General features: G+C 72.7%; 9 protein-coding genes. 3 read left to right on the top strand and 6 right to left on the bottom strand.

Annotated features, from left to right (window positions below):
* Positions 1 to 95 precede the first annotated feature (95 nt).
* From DSC45_RS32550 to DSC45_RS32530, 5 genes are all read right to left on the bottom strand, one after another.
* Complete coding sequence (locus DSC45_RS32550) at positions 96 to 926, bottom strand: alpha/beta fold hydrolase (protein WP_240434977.1); 831 nt, start codon at positions 924 to 926, stop codon at positions 96 to 98.
* Between the two features lie 266 nt (positions 927 to 1,192).
* The gene (locus DSC45_RS32545) at positions 1,193 to 1,816 is read right to left on the bottom strand and encodes an SRPBCC family protein (protein ID WP_119295613.1); all 624 of its coding nucleotides are present in this window, start codon (positions 1,814 to 1,816) and stop codon (positions 1,193 to 1,195) included.
* Positions 1,809 to 2,162, bottom strand: coding sequence for an ArsR/SmtB family transcription factor (locus DSC45_RS32540; protein WP_119295612.1), 354 nt, complete (start codon positions 2,160 to 2,162; stop codon positions 1,809 to 1,811). Before DSC45_RS32540 ends, DSC45_RS32545 begins: the two co-directional genes overlap by 8 nt.
* 71 nt (positions 2,163 to 2,233) lie before the next feature.
* The gene (locus tag DSC45_RS32535; protein ID WP_119295611.1) at positions 2,234 to 2,803 is read right to left on the bottom strand and encodes a DinB family protein; all 570 of its coding nucleotides are present in this window, start codon (positions 2,801 to 2,803) and stop codon (positions 2,234 to 2,236) included.
* Entirely contained in the window at positions 2,800 to 4,236 is a 1,437-nt protein-coding gene (locus tag DSC45_RS32530; RefSeq protein ID WP_119295610.1) for an amidase family protein, read from the bottom strand. The genes DSC45_RS32535 and DSC45_RS32530 overlap by 4 nt, the downstream gene beginning before the upstream one ends.
* Positions 4,237 to 4,304: 68 nt before the next feature.
* Between DSC45_RS32530 and DSC45_RS32525 the strand changes: the two genes are divergently transcribed.
* Both DSC45_RS32525 and DSC45_RS32520 read left to right on the top strand, forming a co-directional pair.
* Complete coding sequence (locus DSC45_RS32525; RefSeq protein WP_119295609.1) at positions 4,305 to 4,694, top strand: DUF6204 family protein; 390 nt, start codon at positions 4,305 to 4,307, stop codon at positions 4,692 to 4,694.
* Positions 4,687 to 5,292, top strand: a complete 606-nt coding sequence (locus DSC45_RS32520; protein ID WP_119295608.1) for a TetR/AcrR family transcriptional regulator — start codon at positions 4,687 to 4,689, stop codon at positions 5,290 to 5,292. Before DSC45_RS32525 ends, DSC45_RS32520 begins: the two co-directional genes overlap by 8 nt.
* Positions 5,293 to 5,364: 72 nt before the next feature.
* On the opposite strand, the gene DSC45_RS32515 is transcribed toward DSC45_RS32520, so the two are convergent.
* Positions 5,365 to 5,784, bottom strand: a complete 420-nt coding sequence (locus DSC45_RS32515) for a DUF6336 family protein (protein ID WP_119295624.1) — start codon at positions 5,782 to 5,784, stop codon at positions 5,365 to 5,367.
* Positions 5,785 to 6,008: 224 nt separating this feature from the next.
* Here DSC45_RS32515 and DSC45_RS32510 point away from each other — a divergent pair, with 224 nt between their 5' ends.
* Positions 6,009 to 6,980: a zinc-binding dehydrogenase gene (locus DSC45_RS32510; RefSeq protein WP_119295607.1), complete on the top strand. Its 972-nt coding sequence runs from the start codon at positions 6,009 to 6,011 to the stop codon at positions 6,978 to 6,980.
* Positions 6,981 to 7,051 lie beyond the last annotated feature (71 nt).

The following is a 7,051-nucleotide window of genomic DNA, read 5'->3' as shown; positions in this document are numbered from 1 at the left end:
GAGGTTCGGCAGGGCCCACGGTGCAAGGACTGGAGTCGGCGACGTCAACTACCTCTGCCGACGCCGCCCCGATGGTCCGGACTCACGCTCCGGACTCACGTCAGATCCTGGCTCAGGACTTGGCTCGGTTCTTGGCCCGGTTCTTGGCTCGGGTCTCGGGTCAGGTCTCGGGTCAGGTGGCGGGTGAAGAACTGGGCCGCGACGTCGCCCGCGAACTGCGGGACGCCCTTGTGGCCGCCCATGTTGGCGTGCAGGGACTTCTCCTCGGAGCCGAAGGCGTCGAAGAGGTCCAGGGCCGCCTGACGATCGTTGCCTTCGTCGTCCCACTGCAGCAGGACGTGCAGCGGAACGGTGAGCCGTCGCGCCTCCTCGAACGTGGCGCGCGGCACGAAGCTCCCGGCGAAGAACGTGGCGGCCACGATGCGCGGCTCGACCACCGCGAGGCGGACGCCGATGGAGATCAACCCGCCCGAGTACGCGACCGGACCGCCGATCTCGGGGAGCGTGAGGAGGGCGTCCAGGGCGGACTGCCATTCCGGCACCGCCTTGTCGACCAGTGGGAGCGTGAGGCCGTCGATGATCTCGTCGCTGACCGGCTCGCCGGCTTCCAGCGCTCGGCGCAGATCGGCGCGTGCCTGGTCGAGGGCCGGCCAGTGGGGACGGTCGCCGCTTCCGGGGAGTTCGATGGTGGCCGAGGCGAAGCCGTCCGCCGCGGCCTGCTGGGCCCTGGCCACCAGGCGCGGGTGCATCCTGCGCAGCCCGAGGGGAGGGACGCCGAGCAGGATCAGCGGTGCCGGGCTGAGCGAGGGTGCGGCTGCGGGCGTCCACAGGATGCCCGGGATGCCGGTGTCCCCGGGGGTCTCACCGAGGGTGAATTCGCGTTCGAGGACGCCGTCGTCGAGGCGCTGCTCGGAGGTGAAACGCAGGGTGGCGTCAGAAGGGGAATGCGAGGGGGCCTGCGGAGTGGAATGCATGGTCGTGCCTTTCGGGAGCACACTGGATCGGCGCTCCCGGACGACCTGCCTATCGCCCGACCGTGACCCCGGAGGGGAGCACCCATGTCGATACAACGTTCACGGGTACCACCTCCTCGATCTTTCGCACGGCCTCCGGAAATGTAGCGGGGCTCGCTCTCGTCCGCCAAATGGTTTTTACGGAGTCGGCCCTCACTTGCTGGTCGCAACGACGAGCCCTACCCGGCCGCCGTGTAGAACGAGACCGTCGCCGCCGTCGTGGCCGCGACGGTCTCGGGGTCCGCGCCCGAGGCCGCGTATGCCGCTCCCCACGCCTCGCCGGACCGTGCCGCGCACGCCTTGCCCTCCGGTGACGAGTCCCAGTCGCTGACCGGGCCGTCTCCCGCGAGGTGCCGGACCAGGCCGACCAGCCCCAGATCCCAGCCCACGCCGGTGGCTCCGGGACCGAACTGCCCCCAGAACTCCTCCGGCACCACCGCCGCGTGCTCCAGCTCGAACACGGTCCGCCCCGGTCCGTCGGCCGTCAGCCGCACCTCGACCTCGCTGAATCCGGGGTCGGGTCCGTACAGCCAGGACACCCGCAGTCGTTCCGGCGGGGTGCACTCGAGGATCTCGCCGCCGGCGTTGCCCTCCAGCTGGTACCGCCCGCCGATCCTGAACTCGCCGCTCACCGGCAGGAACCAGCGTCCGAGCCGCTCCGGCGATGTGACCGCGTCCCATACGTCGGCGATCTCCGCCTCGTAGGTGCGGCGCAGCAGCACGGTGTGTGCCTCGCCCGTCGGCACCGTGCGGCTGCCGACCTCGCGGTGCATCCGGTTGATCTCCTCGACGATGTCACTCATCACCGCTCGCTTCCTCAACTCGCTTACCCTCGCGCTTGCCGCGCGCGAGCTCCGTGCCCAACGCGTCGAGCCGCTGCTCCCAGAACCCGCGGAACCGCTCCAGCCAGGCGTCCACCTCACGCAGCGGCTCGGCCTCGACGGCGTACAGCCGCCGGGTGCCCTCCGCTCGCACGGACGCGAAGCCGCTGTCGCGGAGCACCCGCAGGTGCTGCGACACGGCCGGCTGGGAGATCCCGAACTCGCCCCTGATCACGGCGCTGACCTGGCCCGACGTGTGCTCGCCGAGGGCGAGCAGCTCCAGGATCCGGCGCCTGACCGGATCGCCGAGTACGTCGAAGGCGTGCATACGCCAACCATGCCATGCAGCGCTTATATAAGCCAAGCCTGATACAGAGCCGCGATGCCGGCGGTGGTTCGTCAGTCGCTCTGCGGCGGCGCGTCCGCGTGCCGCAGCATCCGGAGCTGGCCGAGCTCGGCGACGTTCTTCATGAGTTCGGCGTTGGCCCAGGCGAGGGTGTCCGCGACCGTGCGGTCCGAGCCCGGTGGCCAGGGGTACGGGGCCGGGGCGGCGAGTGCGTCCGGATCGTTGCCGAGGTCGGTGAGCAGGGTGCGCCAGTCGTCGGCCAGGCCGCGTAGCCAGATGACCGTCTCGGTGGCGGCTCCGGGCCAGGTGACGTCCTCGCGCCGCGGCGGCTCGAGACCGCGCAGGTGGTCGCGTGCGGTCGTCCACCACCACCCGAGGTGCCAGCTCACCCAGGCGCCGGTGAGTGCGGGTACGGGGTCGGGCTCGCGGCCGTCCTCGTCGAGGTCCCAGTCCGGGCGCCAGGTGCCGTCGCCGTCGCGGCGGACGGTCCAGTGGTTGGCGGCAGGCGCCCGGAGCAGGTCGTCGTCGGTGAGTGGGCCGAGGTGCACCTCGGCCAGGGCCCAGGTGAGTTCGAACTGGTTGCGCAGGACGGTGGCGAGGGTGGGGGCGCCGGTGTCGGTCATCGGGGCTCCGTCGGGGTCAGTACGCCGCAGGTGTTCTCGACGGCCTGCGCGGCGTCGAGTACGACGTCCTCCCGCCATGCGGGGCCGATCAGTTGGACACCGACCGGCCGGCCGTCGGCGAGTCCGGTCGGTACGGCGACGGCGGGGGCGCCGACGGCGGTGGACCAGACGTTGAGCGTCATCGAGTGCCCGAAGCGGCGCTTCTCCTCGGCGGAGCTGGATTCCTGGCCGGGCGTGAAGGACGCCCTGGTACTGACCGGGCCGAGCAGGAGCGGCATGTCCACCGCGTGCCGGGCCCATGCCCTGCGGACAGTGAGGTGCCGGGCGGCGCGGCCGAGGTAGCCCGGGAGGTCCAGGGGCGGGTGTTCGTCGAGGTCGAAGTTGATGTAGCGCGAGGCGTCCGGGCCGACGAGGGCGCTGATCGCGGGCCAGTTTCCGGCGAACTCGGTGAGGACCATGCCGGTGTAGACCTCGAGCGCCTCGTCGAGCATCGGCACGTCGGTCTCGACGACGCGGTATCCGCTGTCGGTGAGCGCCTGGGCTGCGTCGTCGAGCGCGGTGAGCACGGCCTGGTCCACTCCGTGGCCGCCCGGGTCGCGGACGATGCCGACCGTGCGGGGGACCTCCGGGCCGTACAGCGGGGCGGGCACGGCTCGTGGATCGCGCGGGTCGGCCACGGCGAGCACCTCGAAGACGGCGCGCAGGTCGGCCACGGTCCGCGCGAGGGGGCCGTCGACGGGGAACAGCGCCGAGGCCGGCGACGGGTCGTCCGGGCCGATCCGGTGATCGGCGGGGAATCGTCCGGGCGTCGGCTTCATTCCGGCGATGCCGCAGAACTGCGCGGGGAGCCGGGTGGAGCCGCCGGCGTCGTTCCCGAGCCCGCAGGCGGCCAGTCCGGCGGCCACGGCCGCGGCGTCGCCACCGCTGCTGCCGCCCGGGGTGACCTGCGGGTCCCACGGGTTGACGGTGTCCCCGAAGAGTTCGCTGCGCGGGTGCATGCCGGTCAGGGTCAGGGTCGGCATGTTCGTGTGGCCGATGACGATCGCGCCGGCGCGGCGCAGGAGGTCGACCGGCGGGGCGTCGGCCTGGGCCACGCGGCCGGCGAAGGCTCGTAGACCGTGTGTCGTGGCGAGGCCGGCGACGTCGGTCGTCTCCTTGACCGTGATCGGCACTCCGGCCAGCGGCCCGACCTCCTCGCCGCGTGCGACGGCGTCGTCGATGGCCGCCGCGTCCCGCCGCGCTTCCTCGTCACGGCGTGAAGTCACGGCCGCGATACGGGGGTTGAGGCGGTCGAGACGGGCCAGGTGGGCCTCGACGACGTCGGCCGCGCGGGTGTCGCCGGACGCGACCGAGCCCCGGATCCGGGTCGCGGTCCAGGTGGTGGGGTCGTGTGGGTGGTGCAGGTCGTGCACGTGGTGCGTCGTGGCGGTCATGGCATTTAAGATACATACTTGTATCTGGATTCGCCGATGTTTTTGAGTGAGGGAGTGCTGAGGGAGCCATGGGTGCGTCGCGTACTTACCGGGTGACGATCAGAGGCAAGTTCGTGGAGCTGTCCGCACGTGCCCGCGGCCGGCTGGCGGCCGAGGCCGGCGAGCACGGGGTCCTCTCGGCTCGGTACACCGCCGAGGGCACGGTGACGTACGGGCCCGAACTGCACGGTCTGGCCTTCCGGTTCGAGACCCGCCTGGACGAGGACGTCGAGGACCCGCAGCTCGCGGCCGAGGCGGAGGGCGCGGGAGCGCTGCAGGCCTGGGCGGAGCGCTACGGCGTGACCGTGACCGCCGACCACATCGACGTGACCTGCATGGACGACATCAAGATCCGCCGCCCGAGCGGCCGCAGGAGCCGCGTTGCCGGCGACGCCGCGGGGAGGAGCACGCGTGGCTGAGCGTCTTTCCCGGCGGGAATCACAGGAACGGACCCGGTCCCGGCTGCTCGACGCGGCCGCCGAGGTGTTCGCCGAGACCGGGGTGGCCGGGGCCTCGGTGGAGCGGATCGCCGAACGGGCCGGCTACACACGCGGAGCGTTCTACGGCCACTTCGCCGACAAGGACGCCCTCGTCGCGGCCCTGCTCGAGGAACGCACCCGCCGCGAGCGCGACGAGGTGGCCGAACTCGCCGCGGCCGAGGGCGACACCTGGGAGGCGCTGCGCGCCTGGCACCGCGCGCGCTCGGAGCACGTCGAGGAGTGGCTGGCGCTACGCCTTGAACTGATCCGCCACGCACTCCAGCGCGAACTCGGCCGCCCTTCGGTCCTCGCCGACCGCGAGGCGATCGCCCGTGACGCGCTGACCGGCGCCGTGGCCCACGAGTTGGGGATCGACGCCGGTCAGGCCGCCTTCCCCGCGCTTGTCGTGCACGCCTTGGAGGACGGCCTGGCCATCCAGCGCGCCCTCGACCCGGACGCGGTCCCGGCCGACGCGGTGGTGACGGCCACGGAACTCGTCCTGCGCGGTCTGCGCCGGTCGGGTACCGGGGAGTCGTGAGGCCGCGACGGCGTTCCCATGGCGGCTCGGGGAACGGGGCGCGCGAGCTCGCGGGACGCACCCCGGGTCCCGTCAGGCGCCGCCCCACAGCCAGGATCCGACCGTGGCGGATGCGACGAGTTCGGACAGGCCGTACGCGAACGGGACCGGGACCAGGAGGAAGGTTCCGGCGCGGACCAGCCAAGGGGCGACGATCGAGACCACGTCGTGGGGCGAGCTCGTCGTGAAGAAGTCGCGCCAGCGCAGGACCTCGCCGGAGCTGGAGGCCCAGAAGAACAGCCCCGTCAGCAGGCAGACCGCCCCGGTCAGGAGGGCGAGGAACGTGGTCGCCTCCAGGAAGTCGACACGGTCGTCGTGCTCCTGGAAGACGAACGCGGCGCCGCCCACGCAGACCGCCGCCCCCACTCCGTACGCAGCCCCGCGCAACGCGACCCCGCCCAACCGCAGACGCGGCTCGAGCACGCCGTCCTCGCCCCGGCTCACCTCGGCCATGACCACCCCCTGGGTCCCGCTCCGGATCACCCTCTCGGCCACCGCGCACGGTAGCAATGCCGCCGGAGTACGCCTGCTCGGCCGCCGGGGTACACCTGCTCGGCCGCCGGAGTCGGCGCGGCCGGGAAGGCGGTCCAGCCGGCGGCCGGGAGCTCTCCTTGACCTCGACCGGACTTGAGGTTGGACAGTGGGCGGAACGTCGTCCTCGACGAAAGGAGCTGCTCATGCGTGCGATACAGGTGGCCGCGTTCGGCGCACCGGAGGTACTGGCCCCGGTGGACCTGCCCGATCCCGTGCCCGGCCCCGGACAGGTCGTCGTCGGCATGGTGGCGGCCGACGTCATCTTCCTGGACACCCTGCTGCGCAGCGGCTGGGGCCAGGACATCTTCCCGCGCACGCTGCCGTACGTGCCGGGTGGCGGAGGTGCCGGTGAGGTGCTGGCCGTCGGTGACGGCGTGGACCCGGACCGGATCGGCCGGCACGTGGCCGTACGGACCGGGACCGGCTATGCCGAGCAGGTCGTCGCGAGCGAGGAGGAGGTCATGCCGATCCCGGACGGGCTGGCCCCCACGACGGCGGCCGCTCTGGTGCACGACGGCGTGACCGCGCTCGACCTGCACCGGCTGGGGGCGCCGCGCAGCGGGGAGTGGGTACTCGTCTCGGCGGCGGCCGGAGGGGCGGGCTCGCTGCTGGTGCAGTTGGCCGTCGACGCCGGAGCGCGGGTGGTGGCCGCCGCGTCCAGTGACGCGAAGCGGGCCCTCGCCAGCGACCTCGGCGCCGAGGTCGTCGTCGACTACACGCGGGCGGACTGGATCGAGCAGGTGCGCGAGGCGACCGGGGGCGGTGCGGCGCTCGCTTACGACGGCGCCGGCGGTGCGCTCGGTTCGAGCACCCTCGATGCGCTCGCGGACGGTGGACGGTTCGTCACCTACGGCACCGCCGACGGTTTCGCCGCCCCGGACCGGGAATCAGCCGAACGCCGGAACATACGGCTGCTCGAGCCGCTCGCGGACGGCCCGCCGGACCAAGGGCACGTCCGGGAACTCCTCGACCAGGCCCTGAAGTACGCCGCCGACGGACGTCTCCGCCCCGCGATCGGCGCCACCTACCCGTTGGACCGGGCCGCCGACGCGCACCGCGCGCTGGCCGCGCGCACCACGGTGGGCAAGTCACTGCTGCTTGCCGGGGGCGAGTAGGGCCGCGCATTTCGCCGGGTGCGTTCAACGGCCGCCCGCACCCTGGCGATCTGGCCGGTCGGTGCGGGCCG

The sequence above is a fragment of the Streptomyces sp. YIM 130001 genome (assembly GCF_003574445.1).
Lineage (GTDB): Bacteria > Actinomycetota > Actinomycetes > Streptomycetales > Streptomycetaceae > Streptomyces.
Note: the sequence above shows the minus strand (reverse complement) of the source record. Positions and strands in the feature narration are given on the sequence as shown.